Genomic DNA, 15,953 nt, shown 5'->3' with positions numbered 1-15,953 from the left:
GTGGTTCATGGCGCCACGCTGGCCAGCCGCGCTTTCACATGCGCGAATCCGCGCAGGTAGCTGCCGTTGTACAAGGCTGCCACGCCGTCATGCGGATCGGACGGCCCCATCAACCTGCGCGCGTGTTCGGCGCCCCAGCCCCGCAGGCTTTGCATGGACCGCTGGGCCTCCTGGATGAGCGAGGCACCGCGCCACGCCCGTACGCCGATCACGGCCTTACGCAGGCCGGTGGGTGCGTCCTTGTCCATGAGCAGCTGGACGTTGGGAAGCAGGCGTGCGACGCCCGCGCCGGGCACCCACGGGCCCGGCGGTCCGGAAAAGGCGGCATAGGAAACATCGCCCGCGCCAGCGATGGCCGCCACGGCCTGCGCGCTATTGCGCGCCTGCCTTAGATCCTTGGGTTGGGCGCAGTCCAGGTGCGGCACCCAGGGCATGGATACCTCGATACGATCGACCGGGCCGTCCTGGATGACTTCTTCCAGCATGGCCACCAGCAGGTTCAGGTAGATGTTGCAGGGATAGCGCTTGAACACCAGCGCGTCGGCGGCCCGGGTACCGGGCACTGCCAGATTCTGCGCCGCGGCACGGGCCTGGTCTTCGCCGAACAACGTGGCCAGGGCACGCTGGAGATCACGCGATGCGTCCCATCCCTGCGATGCCAGCAGCGCCGCCTCCAGGCCATGCAGCGCGCCCCAACCGAAATGGGTCATGCCTATCATCGACGCCGCGCTGTTGATGCCCAGGCCAGAGGCGCGAGTGAGCGCAATGGCCAATGCGCTGGCGCAGGCGTCCGGGGCCAGGCCCAACATGCGTGCGCCCGCCGCTGCCGCCGCCAGGGTGCCGAACACGCCGGGGCTATGGAAGCCGACGCCCGGCCGGGTGCCCGTGATCGCACCGCGCACGCGCCATGCCGACTCGACACCCGCCAGCACTGCCGAGCCGATCGCCGCGTCGCTGTTGGCGTCGTCGGAAGGTTGTTCATCCAGCAGGGATTGGGCGACGCACGCGGCCAGCGTGGCAGCCAATACCGTATGCGAAGGACCTGGGTCCATCGGGTCCAGGTCCGAGGCGCCCGCCAACGTGCCCAGGTGACCGATGCGGCCCAGCGGCTCCATCAGGTCTCCGAGCATGCGCGCCGCGTTACGCTGCGCCGCACGCACTTGCACTTTGCCGGTAGCCGTGGGCTGGGTGTGCAGCGCGGACGCCGGGGCTGCTCGGAACGGCCAGACCCAGGCCTCGCGTTCGACACCGAATAGCGTGCAGAGCAACGCAGCCCTGATGCCCTGGTCGATGGCGGTCCGTGCCGACGTTTGTTCGGCGCGGATGTCGGCCTGCGCCACCATGGAACCAAGCATCGTGAACTCGGATTGCATCGCTGTCTCCTCGTTTGTTTTCTTGAATTCGATGGACCGACTATACACAGCGGCCAGGCGAGTCCCTGCACGATATCTACGCACGGTTGACATGAGTACGACTCATGCAAGCTGGCGAAAATATCGATTGAGAGGCCCGTTGAAATCACCAAGACTAGCCACTCCGTATATCTCTTTCGCAAGGAAATCCTTATGGTTGCGCATGATGAGTCGCGCTTCGATGTCGTGGTGGTGGGGTGTGGGGTGGCTGGCCTGAGCGCCGCCGTGGCTGCCGCGGAGGCCGGTGCCAAAGTCGCGCTGCTGGAACGGTCGACTTACGAAGAGCGGGGCGGCAACACCCGCTACACAGAAGCCTATCTGCGCATGAAAAGCGAGACCGAACTGGCGCATGACTTCGAGTCCTTGATGGTCGATAACAGCGGCTACTACATCCAGCCAGATTTCGCTGAGTCCACCGTGCGTGACTACGAGAACTGGTCGCCTGTAGTCAAGGCCTTGCCCTTTACCGATCCGGAGCTGATCTCCACGTTCACCGAATCCGTGCCGCCGGCAATCGCCTGGCTCAAGGCGCATGGCGTGAGCTTCGGCGAGGCCGGCTTCTACGGCCTGACACCCCGGCCTTCGCCGCGTATCGCCGTCAACGGCGGCGGCCTGCAGTTGGTGGAAACGATGACCGCTTGCGCGGAGAAGGCCGGCGTCCGCTTCTTCTACGAGATGACTGCTTACGAACTCGTGCAATCGGCCGATGGCCGGGTCTGCGGCGTCAAGGCCACCGATACGGGAAACGTCCCCCGGCAGTTCGATTGCCGCGCCGTCATCCTGGCGTCGGGCGGCTTCCAGGGTAATTCGGAGATGGTCATCCGCTACATCGGGGCGAAGGGGCGCTATCTGCGCCCGGTTGCGCCAGGCGGCTATTACAACAAGGGTGAAGGCATCAAGATGGCCTTGCATATCGGCGCGGCGCCCTCCGGTGATTTCGCTGAATACCATGGCCAGCCCATCGATCCGCGTTCCAGCGCATCGGAGGCGTTGGTCATGGTCTATCCCTACGGCGTACTCATCAACCGCGAGGGCAGGCGCTTCATCGACGAAGCGCCCGGCACCATCGACGCCCATTACGAGGAAACCATACGCTTGATCGCCGAGCAGAAGAAGGGCATCGCCTACTGCATCCTGGACGACAAGATCAATCGGATTTCCAACTGGAAGCGCTGCGTGCGCAGCGACCAACCGCCGGAGTCCGCGCCTGACATCGCGTCGCTGGCGCGCAAGATGGGCTTCGATGGCGAGGCCGCGCAGCGCACGATAGACGAGTACAACCGGGCTTGCGGCAGTGGCCAGTTCGACCCGCATACCCTGGATGGCTTGGCCACGGCAGGATTGTCGCCGCGCAAATCCAACTATGCCGTGCCGCTGGACACGCCGCCTTTCCACGCCTACCCCATTATTTCGGCCAACACTTTCACGCTAGGAGGATTGAAGGTCAATTCGAACGCGCAGGTCGTCAAGAACGAGGGCTGCGTCCTGCCGGGCCTGTATGCGGCGGGGGAAACGATGGGGCTTTACTACGGCCGCTATCCCGGCGCGACGTCGGTATTGCGCGGTGCGGTATTCGGCCGCAGGGCAGGGGAGCATGCCGCCACGGCCCGGCGGTAGCGCCACGGCGCATTAGTGCAGTACCGCGTTGGCGCATCAGCGCGTCAGCGCATGAGCGCAATAAAAAAACAAACGGAGACAAGCATCGTGAATCGCATACCAAACCGCCGGCGGCTGCTCGGCGTGGCAGCCGCCATGGCCGGCGCCTTCGTTGTCCAGGCCGCTCATGCACAGAACTATCCGGACCGGCCCATCCAGCTCATCGTTCCCTATTCCGCTGGAGGGCCCACCGATGTGGCGGCGCGCGTCATGGCGCAAGCCTTGTCGCAGCGCCTCGGCCAGAGCATCGTCGTCATGTCGATGCCGGGTGCCGGCGGCATCATCGGCACGGATTTCGTCAATCGCGCCAAGCCCGACGGCTACACGCTGCTGTTCGCCGTCAACTCGATGGCCATCTTTCCCTACACCCGTTCGGCCAGCAATCCGCTGCCCTTCGATCCCAATGGATTCGCACCGATCGGTAGCGTTGCCGAGTCGGCGCATGTGATCGTGGCCAACAAGAACCTGGGCATCAGGAACATCGCCGATCTGGTGGGGGCGGCGAAGAACAAGCCGGATGGCTACAGTTTCGGGTCGGCCGGGATAGGCGGGACCACGCACTTGCCCATCGCCCTGTTCGCCCATCGCGCCGGTATCAAGCTGCTGCATGTGCCGTACAAAGGCGCGGCGCCGGCGATGGCCGATACCATGGCCGGGGTGGTGTCGATTTCCGGTCCAGGCTATACCGACGCCGTGAAGGCCGCCATCGAGAACGGTACCCTGGTGGCATTGGCCACCACGTCGGCCAAGCGCCTGCCGTTTCTGCCCAACGTGCCGACCCTGGCCGAGCAGGGCTATCCCGACATGGTCTTCCCGATCTGGTATGCCTTGTTCGCTCCCAAGGGGACGCCCACGAATGCGGTGAATAGAGTGAATGCAGCGCTCAAGGCGATGGCCGATGACGCCGCATACCAGAAGCTGCAGAACGCTCAGGGCAATGTAGTGACGTATATGCAGCCGCAGCAGGTCGCGGATATGCTGAAAACCGACATCGACAAGCTTGGTGCTCGCTTGAAGAGCGCCGGCATCGACCTGGAGGAGTAGCGCATGATGGCGACGACAGCCGGCGTTTCCTTGCCTTTGACCCGCCTGCTGGTGGAGCAGGGGCTGACGGTACGCCATGATGCGCTGCCACCAGACGTGCGCATGGTGGCACGCGATTGCCTGGCCGACTGGCTGGCCTGCGCTTTCGCGGCAGTGGACGAACCAGTAAGCCGAATCGTGGCGGAGATGGCGCAGGAAGAGGGGGGACACCCCCAGGCGACCGTGCTTGGGCGTTCCTGGCGCGGCAGCCTGTCACAGGCCACGCTGGTGAATGGCACGGTGTCCCACGCGCTGGATTATGACGACGTCAACTTGTCGGTGCCTGGGCACATGTCGGCGGCGATCCTGCCCGCGGCGGTGGCGCTGGCCGAGTACCGCGGCAGTGCGCCGAGCGCACTGATCGCCGCGTTCGTGGCAGGCTATGAATTGGCCTGCAGAGTGGGCAGGTTGGTGGAGCCCGCGCATTACGCCAATGGCTTCCATACCACGGCCACCATCGGTTGCCTGGGGGCGGCCATGACCTGCTCGCATCTGCTCGGTTTGTCTCGGGACCAGGCCTGTCACGCATTAGGTATCGCGGCCACCCAGGCCGCGGGACTGAAAGCCATGTTCGGCAGCATGGCCAAGCCGCTGCACGCCGGACTGGCGGCGCAAGCGGGCCTGCGCGCGGCCTTGCTGGCCGGCAAGGATTTCATCAGCAGGGTGGACGTGCTTGAATGCGCCCAGGGCTACGCAGCGGTGCACGGCAGCGATTTCCATGAGGAGCTGGCGCTGTCGGTGCCGGTCAACGAGGGCGTTGAGCGGGGTGGCTTCCACCTTTTGAACAACCTGTTCAAGTTTCACGCTGCCTGCTACAGCACGCATTCGACCATCGAGGCCATCGCCAGGCTGCGTGTCGCGCACGACCTGGCGGCCGATGCGGTGTCGCGCATCGAGGTGGTGGCGGGCGCAGCGTGTTCAATCTGCAATATCCAGGATCCGCGCACGGCGCTGGAGGCCAAGTTCAGCCTGCGCGCCACGGCGGCTTTCGCCATGCTGGATATCGACACCGGTAGCTTGCAGACCTGGGGGCAGGTCGACACGCCCGCCGTGGCCGCCATGTTGCAGCGGGTGCAGGTGCGCCTGGTCCCCGGCATGACCCTCAGCGATTCCATCGTCACCATCCATCGGCGCGATGGCGACAGCCTTACCCTGGCCTATGACTGCGGCGATCCCATCGTCGACAAGAGGGCGCAATCGACCCGGGTGTTCGACAAGTTCCGTTCGATTGCCCTGCCTGCGCTGGGAGAAGCGCGCACCACCGCCATCCTGTCCAGGTTGGCGTCGTTCGAGGAACAGGACGGCGTGTCCGGCTTGCTGGCGCTGTGCGGCGCCGGCCACTGAATCGCCAGGTCATGCATCCGGGCATACGCCAGGTCATCCGTCGGATCATTCATCTATCCGAAAGCCCGTATCCTTCACGATCCGTGCCCAGTCCTTTTCGGACTGATCGCTGATCCGTACAAATTCCGCGCGGTCCTTGCCGGTCGGCTCCAGGCCCAACTGGCGGAACTTGTCCTGCACGTCGGCCTGCGCGACCGCATCGACGATGGCTTTGCTGATACGGTCGACGACAGGGCGGGGCGTACCAGCCGGCATCCATGCACCGTACATGCTGTTGGCGCTCAGGTCGTAGCCCGATTCCTTCAACGTCGGCAGGTCTGGCGCGCTCGGCGTGCGCTGTTCCGAGGCGACCGCCAGGATACGTACCTGTCCGGCTTGATGCAGCTTGTAGACGCTGGGCAGCGCCAACGTCGCGGCCGGGATCTGGTTGCCGATCAGGTCCGAGATCATCTGGGTGGTGCTCTTGTACGGGATCAGCGTGTTGTTCACATCGATGACCCGGCCGAACTCCAGGCCCAGCAGGTGTGCCGGGCTGCCCGCCGCTTCATTGCCGAACTGCGCACGCGACGGATTCTGCTTCAGCCAGGCGGCATACTCCGCCACGGTCTTGTAGGGCGCGTCGATCGGGGCGGTAATGCACACGTTGCTGTTGGCGATGTGCGCGACCGGCTCGAAATCGGACAAATGGTAGGTGGTCTTGGTGAAGATCATGGGAAAAATTCCCATGACCGAGAAGGTCCCCACCATCAGCGTCTTGCCATCGGGCTCTGCCCGTTTCAATGCGTCGACCGCGATGCGCGAGCCGGCGCCGACCCGGTTTTCCACATAGACCGACGTCCCCAGCTCGGTGCTCATTTTTTCCGCCAGGATACGCGCGATCATGTCGCCGCTGTTGCCGGGGCTGTAGCCTACGATGATGCGGATGGGGCCTTTGGCATCGGCGGCGGCCCAACTGCATACGGGAAGCGCCAGCGTTGCCAAGGCAGCCAGGACGATGCCCCGGCGTAGTGGCTTGAAAAACCTGTTCATGCTTGTCTCCAGTTTTTATAGGTATGTCGACGCCTCCAGGGGCGTCACGACCGCTGCATGTTTTTTCGGTGCACCTGCTCCACGTTCATGATGTCCTGCTCGCGCCACGGCGTCATGTTGAACACCGTGAAAATGGGCAGTCCGCGTTCCTCGTCCGTCAGCAGGGCCTTGCGATTGGCCGCCGAGCCCAATACGGGAGAGTGCGCCTGCAGCAGGATGTTGTCCTCGTCGCCGCTGACTTCAGCCCAGTGCGGGGTATTGGACGGCACGATGTTGAAGTCTCCCTCGCGGCAAGCGAAACCGAAGTCGGAGGTGAAGATGTCGATGTCACCCTTGATGGGAGTATGCAACTGCTCGGCGTCGTGGATGTGCGGGGCGGAGTGATATCCGCCTTTGCGGCGCGCCAGCGTCATATTGTGTTCCAGGCCGTGTATGCACTTCGACGTCAGCTTGCCGGCGGCGGCGGCGCCGATGGCGCCACCGTGGACGCTGGTCGCCAGGCTGTCGGCACGGGCCAGCAGGGGGCCTTCCACAGCCGCTGCGTCGCGGTCTTCCACTTCCTTGGCATACTTGTCGGACAGCCAGACGACGTGTGGATAGTGCTGCGCCGGCACGTCGCCCTCGAACAGGGCGCCCGCACCCTGCGCATCGCCAGCCAGCGGTGGACAGTTCGATTCGTAGAACGTACAAGGGTGTTCCGACCGGTTCCACATCCAGTGCGGCTTCATCTTGGGGACGCGGATGGCGTCGCCCGCCTGCAGGTGATACGCGTCGCCATCGATATAGATCCAGATTTCGCCCTCCGCCACGTAATTGAGCTGCTCCGTGGCGTGGATTTGCGGCGCCGGGTGGTAGCCCGGCTGGCACACCGCGACGGCAAGCGAGACTTTGTTGCCATGCGCCATGCGCATGTCTATGCGGGCGCTGTCCGCCGCCTCGGCCAGGGACGGATCGTCCGTGGCGTAGTAGTTGGGCAGCGTCGTGCGATTGATGATCTGGGGCATCGTTGTCTCCGTTATGGCGCGATTTACGCTTAGCCGAATGGTGAAACGAAGCCCAGGTGCAATCCAATGAAAATTTCCCGTCGCCGATATAACCATTCGGTAATGACTCGCCTATACTGCCCTTGCCTGCAGGAGAGGGGGAGAAGAGCGACATGGACATCGATAGCTTCTGGCGGGGCAGCCTCAAGCTGCGCCATCTGCGGCTTTTGATTGCACTGGACGATCACCGTCACGTCAGCCGCGTCGCGGCCGTGCTGCACCTCACGCAACCTGCCGTTTCCAAGGCCTTGGCTGAAATCGAGGACGGCGTGGGACTGAAGCTGTTCGAACGGACGCCGCGGGGCATCACGCCTACCAGCTATGGCGAATGTTTGATCTCTTATGCACGTCGAGTGGATATCGACCTGGCCCGCGCGCGCGACGGCTTGAAGTCACTGGCCTTGGGTACGTCGGGCAGCGTAGCCATCGGCACGCTGCCGGCAGCGGCTTCCGTGCTGTTGCCACGGGCGTTGGCGATGTTCAAGAAGCAGTTTCCGGACGCATCCGCGGTGGTGCGGGAAGGCAGCTTCGACACCTTGCTGCCGGAGTTGCGCACGCGAGGAATCCATTTGATCGTGGGTACCCTGATGCCCTCACGCAGTTATAGCGACCTGGACGAAAAGGCGCTGGGCACCAAGCCGCTGACACTGGTGGCGCGCAACGGCCATCCGCTGGCGCGGCGCAAGAAATTGCAGTGGAAAGACTTGCACGACCGCGAGTGGGTGATGCCCACGATAGGGTCGCCCATGCGCGGGCCCCTGGAAGAGGCTTTTCTCAGCAACGACGTGCCTTTACCCCGTCATTGCCTGGAGACGACGTCCACGCAGTTGGTACGGACGTATGTTTCCATGACCGACGCCATCGCCTTCATGCCGAGTGACGCCGCGCAGTACTTCGGAGAGACGGGCTTGCTGCGTGCACTGCCTTTCCAGTTGCATGGGCTGGTCAAGCCGACCGGCGTCATCTGGAGCCGCGATCATCCGCTGGACCCGGTCACGCAGCGCTTCATCGCGTGCCTGGAAGCGGTCAATGCTCATGCGGACGGGGTGCAAGGCGGGCGTGATGAAGCGCACCGCGGATGAGGCCGGTCGATCTGGCAGGGCTTGCCCATCCGTGGCATTAATGAGCCAGGGACATGACTGTATGTCGTCGTCGGTACCTAGTCAGGGGATAGTCCTCCCGCTAGCATCAATGGTCACCCTCCGCCGCGATAGCGGTTATCGAAGGAGAACGACCAATGGACGATACCGGCCCAGTCAAGGTATCTCGACGCAGATTGTTGCTTGGGGGGGCGATGTCGGCGACGGCGCTCGCCGCGCCGCCACTGGCCTCGGCCTCGCAGGCCACCTCAGCCGAAGACCTTCGGTCATCCGCATCATCAGCCGTCGCGTTTCAAGTCAATGGCGAGCTCCGTGAGATCGAGGTTGATCCTCGGACCACGTTGCTTGATGCGTTGCGGGAGCATCTGAAGCTGACCGGCACCAAGAAAGGCTGCGACCACGGCCAGTGCGGGGCCTGCACGGTGATGCTCGACGGCCGCCGCGTGAACTCCTGTCTCACCCTCGCCGTGATGCATCAAGGATCATCGATCACGACGATCGAGGGCCTGGGTACACCAGACCGCCTTCACCCTTTGCAAGCGGCGTTCGTCAAACACGACGGTTACCAGTGCGGCTACTGCACGCCAGGCCAGATCTGCTCAGCCGTTGGCATGATAGGCGAAATCCGGCAGGGGATACCCAGCCACGTCAGTGCTGATCTTCAGGTTCGGGCCGAGCCGACAAACGATGAAATCCGGGAGCGTATGAGCGGCAATATCTGTCGCTGCGGCGCTTACTCCAACATTGTGGAAGCGATTGTCGAAGTCGTCGGGAGGCGCGCATGAAAGCATTTACCTACGAACGTGCGGCTTCGCAAGAAGAGGCCGCGGCCGCGATAGCGCGCACGCCCGGCGCAAAATTCATTGCCGGTGGGACCAACCTGCTGGATCTGATGAAAGTCGGGGTCGAGGCGCCATCTCATCTTGTGGATGTAAATGGTATCGGTCTCGACAAGATCGAACTGACGGCTGACGGTGGCTTGCTCATCGGTGCGCTGGTGCGCAATACAGATCTCGCGGCCCATGTGCTGGTCCGGCGCGACTACGCCGTACTGACGCGCGCGATTCTGGCGGGCGCTTCCGCGCAACTGAGAAATCGCGCCACGACCGCCGGCAACTTGCTGCAGCGCACGCGATGTCCGTATTTCTACGACACCAACATGCCCTGCAATAAGCGTGCGCCGGGCAGTGGCTGCTCCGCGCGCGAAGGGGTGAGTCGCCAGCATGCGGTGATTGGTGTCAGCGAGCAGTGCATTGCGACGCAGCCCAGCGATATGTGCGTCGCGCTGCGCGCCTTGGATGCGACGGTCGAGACAGTGCGGGCGAATGGCGCGATGAGACGCATCCCTATCGCGGATTTTCATCGTTTGCCGGGCAGCACGCCGGACGTAGAGACGACGTTGGAGCAAGGTGAGCTGATCACAGCGGTTTCGCTTCCCGCTCCCGTTGGCGGCACCCACATCTACCGCAAGGTCCGGGATCGTGCTTCCTATGCGTTCGCGTTGGTCTCGGTGGCGGCGATCGTCCAGCCCGACCGCAGCGGCCGGATCGCGCTCGGCGGTGTGGCCCACAAGCCGTGGCGTATCGAGCAAGCCGAAGCGGAGATGCCCAACGGGGCGGCCGCCGTCGTGGCACGGCTTCTGGATGGGGCAACGCCTACAGCGCACAATGCTTTCAAGATTCCTCTGGTGGAACGGACTATCGCGGCCGCCCTGGCCCAGGCGAAGGGGGCATGAGCATGAAATTCGAAAAACCCGCTGATAACAATCCGATCGACCAGGAACGGATCATAGGCCAGCCCCACGATCGTATCGATGGCCCTTTGAAGACGACAGGGACCGCGCGTTATGCCTACGAGCGCAACGATGCGGGGCCGCGCTATGCCTACGGCTATCCGGTGGCCTCGGCAATCGCGCGAGGGAAAATCTCTTCCATCGATTCACGCGCGGCCCGCCGCATGCCGGGTGTCATTGCCGTGGTTACCGCGCAGGACGTGGGCAACTTGACCAAGGGAACGTACAACATCGCGAAGCTGTTTGGCGGGGTGGAAATCGACCACTATCACCAGGCCATCGCAGTGGTTGTCGCAACGACTTTCGAACAGGCGAGGGCCGCCGCCGCGGAGCTCAAGGTCGACTACATCCCCTCCAGGGGGCGCTTCGATCTGGCCCAGGCGAAAAGCGATGGCGCGACCAAGCCGCCGTCCGGCCCGCGTGGCGCGGGCGTACCCATGGGCGACTTCGAAGCGGCGTTTGCCGCGGCACCGGTGCAGGTTGACGCGACCTTCTCGACGCCGGACCAGGCACATGCGGCAATGGAGCCTCATGCATCCATCGCGTCCTGGAACGGGGACCAGCTCACCCTCTGGACCTCTAACCAGATGATCAATTGGGGAAGGTCTGATGTCGCCAAGACGCTGGGGCTACCCAAAGAGAAGGTCAGGCTGATCTCGCCTTATATTGGCGGCGGCTTCGGAGGGAAGTTGTTCGTCCGTGCGGATGCCATCATGGCCGCGCTGGCCGCCAAGGTGGCGCGGCAGCCCGTAAAGGTGACGCTGCCCCGCCCGATGATCTTCAACAATACGACGCACCGCCCGGCAACGATCCAACGCCTGCGACTGGGTGCCGGGAAGGACGGAAAATTGCTGGCGATCGGTCATGAGGGCTGGTCGGGAAATCTGCCAGGCGGAAAGCCCGAGAATGCCGTGCAGCAGACTCAGTTTCTCTATGCGGGCGCCGTTCGCATGACCGCGCTGCAACTGGCGGAACTAGACCTGCCGGAGGGAAATGCCATGCGTGCGCCGGGCGAGGCGTCGGGCCATCTGGCGCTGGAGGTGGCGATGGACGAACTGGCCGAGAAGCTGGGGATGGATCCGGTCGAGCTGCGTATCTTGAATGACACTCAGGTCGACCCGTTGCATCCCGAGCGGCAGTTTTCACAGCGGCATCTCGTCCAATGCCTGAAAACCGGGGCTGACCGATTTGGATGGGCGAAGCGCGATCCCCAACCGGCTGCGCGGCGCGAGGGAGAATGGCTGATCGGCATGGGTATGGCCGCGGGGTTTCGCAATAGCCCCGTCATCAAATCTGGCGCGCGCGTGCGCCTGGATCAGTGGGGCATCGTGACGGTGGAAACCGACATGACGGACATCGGCACCGGAAGCTATACCATCATCGCGCAGACGGCAGCGGAGATGCTGGGCTTGCCCTTGGATCGGGTGCGTGTGCGGCTTGGCGACTCTTCCTTTCCGGTGTCTTCAGGATCAGGCGGCCAGTTTGGCGCGAATAGTTCGACCTCCGGTGTCTACGCCGCCTGCGTGAAGCTGCGCCAGGCCGTGCTTGAGCGGCTGGAGATATCCGATCAGGATGTTCAGTTCTCGGATGGCAAGGTTTTGACGGGTGGGCGCAGTTATTCGCTCACTGACGCCGTCGCCGACGCCGAATTGGTGGCCGAGGACAGCATCGAATTCGGCGATCTCAGCAAGAAATTCCAGATATCCACCTTCGTTGCGCATTTCGTCGAGGTCGCTGTGGACGTGCACACCGCTGAAGTGCGCTTGCGGCGAATGCTGGCAGTGTGCGATGCGGGCCGGATCCTCAATCCCAAGTCGGCCCGCAGTCAGGTGATCGGCGCCATGACCATGGGCGCGGGCGCGGCGTTGATGGAAGAACTTGCGGTGGACAAGCGGGTGGGATTCTTCGTGAATCACGACTTCGCGGGCTACGAAGTTCCTGTCCATGCCGACATCCCGCATCAGGAAGTGATATTCATCGAAGGGGTGGATGCCGCCTCTTCGCCGATGAAAGCGAAGGGGATAGGGGAGTTGGGCCTGTGCGGCGTGGGAGCCGCCATTGCCAACGCCATCTACAACGCTACCGGCGTGCGAGTACGAGACTACCCCATCACGCTGGACAAGCTCTTGGCGAAGATGCCCTTGGCGGCATAAATCTTCCTTGGCCGGATGTATGGCGCTAATGCACGGGGGTAATGTTCACCCTGCCATACGTCCGGGGAGCGCGTAGTCAGCGATGTTCGCCTGTGCGGATAGTCCGCGACGATGTCGGCCACATCGGCGGTCTCGCGGCGCAATGCGGCATGGGCAAGAGCACGACGCACCATTTGCTGGACACGTTGGTCGGGACCGGTGACGTGGCACGGACCGGGCAGCTGTATTGCCTTGGCGCACGGTTGTCGCTGCTGGCGGGGCAGTCGGCGGACGGATACTGGCAGCGGTTGCAGCGCGCCTTCGCGCCCGCGTTGCACGCCTTTTCTGACATGACTCGGCAGAATTGCTTTCTGGCCGTTCCTGGTGGCACGCGCGCCGACCTGACGCTTGCCGCCTTCGAGGGGCAATTGCTGCGCCGGCTACGGCGTACCGAGGCCATCGGCGCGTCGCTGGAAAACGAACTCGTCCGTGTGAGTGCGCAGGGCTATGCCTTGGATATCGGTGCCTCCGCACCGGATCTGAACTGCGTCGCCTTGCCCCTGCGCGTGCGCGGCAGCGTGGTGGCGGCGCTCAGTGCCAGTGGCGGTGCCACGCAACCGGGGCCGCGCCAGATGCGAGGGGCTGCCGCTCGCGCTATGCGGGAGCTGTTCAATGTCCTCGAGCTATAAACTGGATTCAGTAATGTGATCGTTATAATCGACGTCGTCATGTGAGTCGGTGTCATAAATGCTGCGCAAGAATCTGAATGATCTCGTCGTGTTCGTGACCGTCGCCAAGGAAGGCAGTTTCACGCGGGCGGCAGCGCAACTTGGCGTATCGCAATCGGCGCTCAGCCATACCGTGCGCGACCTGGAGTCGCGTCTCGGTGTGCGATTGCTGACGCGCACCACGCGCAGCCTGTCCATGACCGAGGCCGGGCAGCGGCTGTTCGAGAATGTGGCCCCAAGGCTGGAAGACATCGAGGCAGACCTCGTTGCGGTCGGCGAGCTGCGCGACCGGCCCGCCGGAATTATCCGCATCACGACCGCGGAGCACGCGGCAAACAGCGTGCTGTGGCCCAAGCTGTCGCCCATCTTGTCGAATTACCCGGAAATCCAGGTTGAAATCACGATCGACTACGGCTTGACCGACATCGTGGCGCAGCGTTACGACGCGGGTGTGCGACTGGGTGATCAAGTAGCCAAGGACATGATCGCCGTTCGTATCGGCCCCGATCTGAGAATCGCGGTCGTCGGGACGCCAGGCTATCTGGCCGCCAACGGCAGGCCTCGTACGCCACGGGACCTCGCGCAACATCGCTGCATCAATCTGCGCCTGCCCACGCATGGCAGCCTGCTGGTATGGGATTTTGCCAAAGGCCGGCAGCAATTGAATGTCCGCGTGGAAGGACAATGGATCTTCAACAACAGCAGCCAGATCGTGCAGGCAGCGCTGGCGGGATACGGCCTGGCTTTTGTGCCCGAGGATCTGGTCGCGCCGCACCTATCGTCGGGACGGCTGGTGCGCGTGCTTGACGATTGGTGCCAACCGTATGCGGGATATCACTTGTATTATCCCAGCCGCCGCCAATCGTCGCGGGCACTGGGGATTTTGGTGGACGCATTGCGCCATCGGCCCTCGAAGTAGTTACCGCGCAGGGATGAGGCAGCGGTGCATCCCTGCCATGTCAACGCTTAGCTGCGAACCCGCAGGTCCCATCAAGGCAGCAAACGCACACCGTCCTCCAGTCGCGGAAGTCGTCCCAGGTTCTCCGGCCGCAGCGCTTCAGGCAGCAACTCCACGGGCAGGCTTTGATAGCTGACGGGCCGCAGGAAGCGGCGGATTGCCAGGGTGCCTACCGACGTAAAGCGGCTGTCCGAGGTGGCGGGATAGGGGCCGCCATGGACCATGGCGTGGGCCACCTCGACGCCCGTGGGCCACTCGTTGGCCAGGATGCGGCCGGATTTGCGTTCCAGAACGGGGATCAGTTCGCGCGCCACCGCATAGTCCGCGGGTTCCAGATGCAGCGTGGTCGTCAACTGGCCTTCCACGCCTTCGGCGACCTGCCGCATTTCTTCCATGCTGTCGCACCGGACGACCACGCTGGCGGCGCCGAACACTTCATGCTGCAAGCTTTCTTGTTCCAGGAAGTTTTTCGCATCGGTGACGAACAGCGCCGCCTGGCCGCGGTTGGGTCCGGTACCGGTCTGGCCCCGTGCTTGTACCTGCACACCCGTTTGCGCCGCCATCGCGTTCACGCCGCGTTCGAACGCCTGATGTATGCCAGGTGTCAGCATCGGGCCTGGAACGGAGCCGCCCAAGGCCTCGCTGGCTGCCTGCACGAAGCGGTCCAGGTCGGGCGACTGCAAGGCCACGACCACGCCAGGATTCGTGCAGAACTGTCCGGCACCCAAGGTGAGCGAGCCGACGAAGGCCTTGCCGATGGCTTCCGCGCGGGCCGCCAAAGCGCCGGGGAACAGGAAGACGGGATTGATGCTGCTCATCTCGGCGAACACCGGAATCGGCTCGCGGCGCTTGGTGGAGATATCCATCAACGCCAGGCCGCCGCCGCGCGAACCCGTGAAGCCGACAGCCTTGATCCGGGAATCCGCGACCAGCAGGGCGCCCGTCTCGATACCACCGAGCACCAGTGAAAATACGCCCGCCGGCATGCCGCAAGCGCGCGCCGCCGCCTGTATCGCGCGTCCTACCAATTCACCGGTTCCCGGGTGGGCGGGATGACCCTTCACCACCACCGGACAACCTGCCGCGAGCGCCGACGCCGTGTCGCCCCCGGCAACCGAGAACGCGAGCGGAAAATTGCTCGATCCGAATACGGCCACCGGTCCCAAGGCAATCTGGCGCAGGCGCAGATCGGGACGCGGCAAAGGCTGGCGCTGCGGCAGGGCGCTATCCACCCGCACATCCAGGAACTCGCCGGCGCGCACGACTTGCGCGAAGAGTTGGAGCTGGCCGACGGTGCGCGCGCGTTCGCCTGCGATGCGCGCCGCTGGCAATCCCGTCTCGGCCACGGCGCGGTCCACCAGCGGCTGACCCAGCGCCATGATCTGCTCGCCGATGGCTTCGAGAAACCGTGCACGCTTTTCCAGGCTGATCTCGCGGTAGGTATCGAATGCCGCCCAGGCCAGGGCGCATGCGCGATCCACTTCGGCAGCGCCGGCTTCGGCGAAACTTGGTTCCAGCTTGGCGCCGGTGCCGGGATCGACGGCCTGTAGTGTGCGATGGCCATTGTCCAGACTATCGTCACCGATAAGCATCGCGCCGGTGATGGGGTTCGTCATGATGTATCTCCTGGATTCAATGCTGGAGATTATGAACGAAATCTAAATTGTCGGATTTTC

At 63.7% G+C, this 15,953-nt stretch carries 13 protein-coding genes; 9 read left to right on the top strand and 4 right to left on the bottom strand.

Annotated features, from left to right (window positions below; all coding sequences use genetic code 11):
- Positions 1 to 5: 5 nt before the first annotated feature.
- Entirely contained in the window at positions 6 to 1,373 is a 1,368-nt protein-coding gene (locus CEY05_RS08910; RefSeq protein ID WP_158219299.1) for an MmgE/PrpD family protein, read from the bottom strand.
- 192 nt (positions 1,374 to 1,565) lie between these two features.
- Between CEY05_RS08910 and CEY05_RS08905 the strand changes: the two genes are divergently transcribed.
- The 3 genes from CEY05_RS08905 to CEY05_RS08895 all read left to right on the top strand — a co-directional run bounded on the left by CEY05_RS08905 (position 1,566) and on the right by CEY05_RS08895 (position 5,495).
- The gene (locus tag CEY05_RS08905; protein WP_088598126.1) at positions 1,566 to 3,029 is read left to right on the top strand and encodes an FAD-dependent oxidoreductase; all 1,464 of its coding nucleotides are present in this window, start codon (positions 1,566 to 1,568) and stop codon (positions 3,027 to 3,029) included.
- Between the two features lie 87 nt (positions 3,030 to 3,116).
- The gene (locus tag CEY05_RS08900) at positions 3,117 to 4,112 is read left to right on the top strand and encodes a tripartite tricarboxylate transporter substrate binding protein (protein ID WP_158219298.1); all 996 of its coding nucleotides are present in this window, start codon (positions 3,117 to 3,119) and stop codon (positions 4,110 to 4,112) included.
- A 3-nt stretch (positions 4,113 to 4,115) separates the two neighbouring features.
- Positions 4,116 to 5,495 carry an MmgE/PrpD family protein gene (locus CEY05_RS08895; protein ID WP_088598124.1) on the top strand — a complete coding sequence of 460 codons (1,380 nt, stop codon included), beginning with the start codon at positions 4,116 to 4,118 and terminating at the stop codon, positions 5,493 to 5,495.
- Between the two features lie 45 nt (positions 5,496 to 5,540).
- Here the strand turns inward: CEY05_RS08895 and CEY05_RS08890 are convergent, their stop codons facing one another.
- Both CEY05_RS08890 and CEY05_RS08885 read right to left on the bottom strand, forming a co-directional pair.
- The gene (locus CEY05_RS08890) at positions 5,541 to 6,524 is read right to left on the bottom strand and encodes a tripartite tricarboxylate transporter substrate binding protein (RefSeq protein ID WP_088598123.1); all 984 of its coding nucleotides are present in this window, start codon (positions 6,522 to 6,524) and stop codon (positions 5,541 to 5,543) included.
- Positions 6,525 to 6,568: 44 nt separating this feature from the next.
- Positions 6,569 to 7,528, bottom strand: a complete 960-nt coding sequence (locus tag CEY05_RS08885) for a cupin domain-containing protein (RefSeq protein WP_158219297.1) — start codon at positions 7,526 to 7,528, stop codon at positions 6,569 to 6,571.
- A 152-nt stretch (positions 7,529 to 7,680) separates the two neighbouring features.
- Between CEY05_RS08885 and CEY05_RS08880 the strand changes: the two genes are divergently transcribed.
- The 6 genes from CEY05_RS08880 to CEY05_RS08855 all read left to right on the top strand — a co-directional run bounded on the left by CEY05_RS08880 (position 7,681) and on the right by CEY05_RS08855 (position 14,238).
- A complete protein-coding gene (locus CEY05_RS08880; protein ID WP_088598121.1) occupies positions 7,681 to 8,649 on the top strand; it encodes a LysR substrate-binding domain-containing protein in 969 nt (322 codons plus the stop codon).
- A 155-nt stretch (positions 8,650 to 8,804) separates the two neighbouring features.
- Positions 8,805 to 9,452, top strand: a complete 648-nt coding sequence (gene paoA, locus CEY05_RS08875) for an aldehyde dehydrogenase iron-sulfur subunit PaoA (RefSeq protein WP_088598120.1) — start codon at positions 8,805 to 8,807, stop codon at positions 9,450 to 9,452.
- Positions 9,449 to 10,402 (top strand): xanthine dehydrogenase family protein subunit M, encoded by a 954-nt coding sequence (locus tag CEY05_RS08870; protein ID WP_088598119.1) that lies wholly within the window; start codon positions 9,449 to 9,451, stop codon positions 10,400 to 10,402. The genes paoA and CEY05_RS08870 overlap by 4 nt, the downstream gene beginning before the upstream one ends.
- 2 nt (positions 10,403 to 10,404) lie before the next feature.
- Positions 10,405 to 12,612: an aldehyde oxidoreductase molybdenum-binding subunit PaoC gene (gene paoC, locus CEY05_RS08865; RefSeq protein WP_088598570.1), complete on the top strand. Its 2,208-nt coding sequence runs from the start codon at positions 10,405 to 10,407 to the stop codon at positions 12,610 to 12,612.
- A 41-nt stretch (positions 12,613 to 12,653) separates the two neighbouring features.
- Positions 12,654 to 13,280, top strand: coding sequence for an IclR family transcriptional regulator C-terminal domain-containing protein (locus CEY05_RS08860; RefSeq protein WP_088598118.1), 627 nt, complete (start codon positions 12,654 to 12,656; stop codon positions 13,278 to 13,280).
- A gap of 58 nt (positions 13,281 to 13,338) precedes the next feature.
- Entirely contained in the window at positions 13,339 to 14,238 is a 900-nt protein-coding gene (locus CEY05_RS08855) for a LysR family transcriptional regulator (RefSeq protein ID WP_088598117.1), read from the top strand.
- 71 nt (positions 14,239 to 14,309) lie between these two features.
- Here the strand turns inward: CEY05_RS08855 and CEY05_RS08850 are convergent, their stop codons facing one another.
- Positions 14,310 to 15,893: an aldehyde dehydrogenase (NADP(+)) gene (locus CEY05_RS08850; RefSeq protein ID WP_088598116.1), complete on the bottom strand. Its 1,584-nt coding sequence runs from the start codon at positions 15,891 to 15,893 to the stop codon at positions 14,310 to 14,312.
- Positions 15,894 to 15,953: the final 60 nt, after the last annotated feature.

It is taken from the genome of Achromobacter sp. HZ34 (assembly GCF_002209485.1).
GTDB lineage: Bacteria > Pseudomonadota > Gammaproteobacteria > Burkholderiales > Burkholderiaceae_B > Bordetella_C.
The sequence above is the reverse complement of the archived record's forward strand: the minus strand, read 5'-3'. Positions and strand labels throughout refer to the sequence as shown.

Excerpts from the sequence above, each read along its gene's own strand:
- CEY05_RS08910 (WP_158219299.1), bottom strand. The coding sequence starts at position 1,373 with ATGCAATCCGAGTTCACGATGCTTGGTTCCATGGTGGCGCAGGCCGAC.
- CEY05_RS08905 (WP_088598126.1), top strand. The coding sequence starts at position 1,566 with ATGGTTGCGCATGATGAGTCGCGCTTCGATGTCGTGGTGGTGGGGTGT.
- CEY05_RS08895 (WP_088598124.1), top strand. The coding sequence starts at position 4,116 with ATGATGGCGACGACAGCCGGCGTTTCCTTGCCTTTGACCCGCCTGCTG.
- CEY05_RS08890 (WP_088598123.1), bottom strand. The coding sequence starts at position 6,524 with ATGAACAGGTTTTTCAAGCCACTACGCCGGGGCATCGTCCTGGCTGCC.
- CEY05_RS08885 (WP_158219297.1), bottom strand. The coding sequence starts at position 7,528 with ATGCCCCAGATCATCAATCGCACGACGCTGCCCAACTACTACGCCACG.
- CEY05_RS08880 (WP_088598121.1), top strand. The coding sequence starts at position 7,681 with ATGGACATCGATAGCTTCTGGCGGGGCAGCCTCAAGCTGCGCCATCTG.
- paoA (WP_088598120.1), top strand. The coding sequence starts at position 8,805 with ATGGACGATACCGGCCCAGTCAAGGTATCTCGACGCAGATTGTTGCTT.
- CEY05_RS08870 (WP_088598119.1), top strand. The coding sequence starts at position 9,449 with ATGAAAGCATTTACCTACGAACGTGCGGCTTCGCAAGAAGAGGCCGCG.
- paoC (WP_088598570.1), top strand. The coding sequence starts at position 10,405 with ATGAAATTCGAAAAACCCGCTGATAACAATCCGATCGACCAGGAACGG.
- CEY05_RS08860 (WP_088598118.1), top strand. The coding sequence starts at position 12,654 with ATGTTCACCCTGCCATACGTCCGGGGAGCGCGTAGTCAGCGATGTTCG.
- CEY05_RS08855 (WP_088598117.1), top strand. The coding sequence starts at position 13,339 with ATGCTGCGCAAGAATCTGAATGATCTCGTCGTGTTCGTGACCGTCGCC.
- CEY05_RS08850 (WP_088598116.1), bottom strand. The coding sequence starts at position 15,893 with ATGACGAACCCCATCACCGGCGCGATGCTTATCGGTGACGATAGTCTG.